Here is a 1,358-nt window from a genome sequence, read left to right on the forward strand (position 1 = left end):
GGGCCTTTGTCCTGCATCGTCCGCATCCGACGGTGCAGGCGATCACGCGGCAATTGTCGGCCATCGGCCTCGAGACGATCGGCTGCTGGCCGGAACTGCCGGCCGAGGCGCTGGCGGCGGACTTCGTTTTCTTCGATGCCGATCTCGGCTTCGACGAACAATTCCCATGGGCGCCGGGCGAGGCGCCGATGCCGCTGGTGGCGCTGATCGGCTCCGAAGCGCCGGGCCGCATCGAGTGGGCGCTGTCGCACAAGGCCGACGCCCAGTTGCTGAAGCCGGTCGGCAATGCCGGCGTCTACAGCGCCCTGTTGATCGCACGGCAGAGTTTCGAGGCGCGCAAGCTTTTGGCAAGCGAGATATCGTCGCTTCGCCTGCGCGTCGCGGAGCGCCAGACCATCGTGCGCGCGGTGGAGGCCTTGTCGAAAGGCGCCGAGGACGGCCGCGCCTATGCGCAGCTCCGGTCGCTGGCGATGAGCTGGCAGATCAGCGTCGAGGAGGCCGCGCGCAGGATCGTGGCGATGACGGAAGAAGAAGGCGGCGATGACCAATCCCATCGCGCCTGATCTTCCCGCAACCGGGCGCATGCCGGTCAAGCCACGCGCCGGCGTCTGGCGGCGGCTGATAAAACGCCCTCTGGCGCTGCTCGGCCTGGTGATCGTTGCCATCGTCGTGGCTGGCGCCATCCTGGCGCCGTGGTTGACCGGCTACGATCCGAACGAGCAGATGTTTGACGGGCTGACGCTTGAAGGCGCGCCCTTGCCGCCGAATGCCAGCTTCTGGCTGGGCACGGATCTGCTCGGCCGCGATCTGCTGACCCGCATCCTTTTCGGCGCGCGCACCTCGCTGATCATCGGCATCGTCGCCAACGGCGTGGCGCTTTTGATCGGCACGCTGGTCGGCGTCACCGCGGGCTATTTCCGCGGCTGGATCGGCGGCGCGCTGATGCGCTTCACCGATCTGATGATGGCCTTCCCGGCGCTGCTGCTCGCCATCTGCCTGGCGGCGGTGCTCCAGCCGAGCCTGTGGATCGTTGCCATGGTGATCGCACTGGTGAACTGGGTGCAGACCGCGCGGGTCATCTACACCGAGACCAGCTCGCTCGCCGAGCGCGAGTTCATCGACGCCGAGCGCACGATCGGGGCCAGCGCACCACGCATCCTGTTTCGCCACATCCTGCCGCATCTGCTGCCGACGATCATCGTCTGGGGCATGCTCGGCATCTCGACCACGGTGCTGCTGGAAGCAACGCTCAGCTATCTCGGCATCGGCGTGCAGCCGCCGACCGCATCCTGGGGCAACATCATTTTCGAGAACCAGACCTATTTCCAGGCAGCGCCCTGGCTGGTCTTCTTTCCGGG

At 66.7% G+C, this 1,358-nt stretch carries 2 protein-coding genes; both read left to right on the top strand.

Annotated elements, in window-relative coordinates; genetic code table 11:
- Positions 1-563: transcriptional antiterminator (locus tag EOA86_RS34795; RefSeq protein ID WP_128345638.1), on the top strand; the 563-nt coding region annotated here is incomplete at its 5' end.
- Positions 564-582: 19 nt separating this feature from the next.
- The coding region (locus tag EOA86_RS34800) for an ABC transporter permease (protein ID WP_206630230.1) at positions 583-1,358 on the top strand (776 nt) is incomplete at its 3' end.

The organism is Mesorhizobium sp. M5C.F.Ca.IN.020.32.2.1 (genome assembly GCF_004023105.1).
In the GTDB taxonomy this organism is placed as follows: domain Bacteria; phylum Pseudomonadota; class Alphaproteobacteria; order Rhizobiales; family Rhizobiaceae; genus Mesorhizobium; species Mesorhizobium wenxiniae.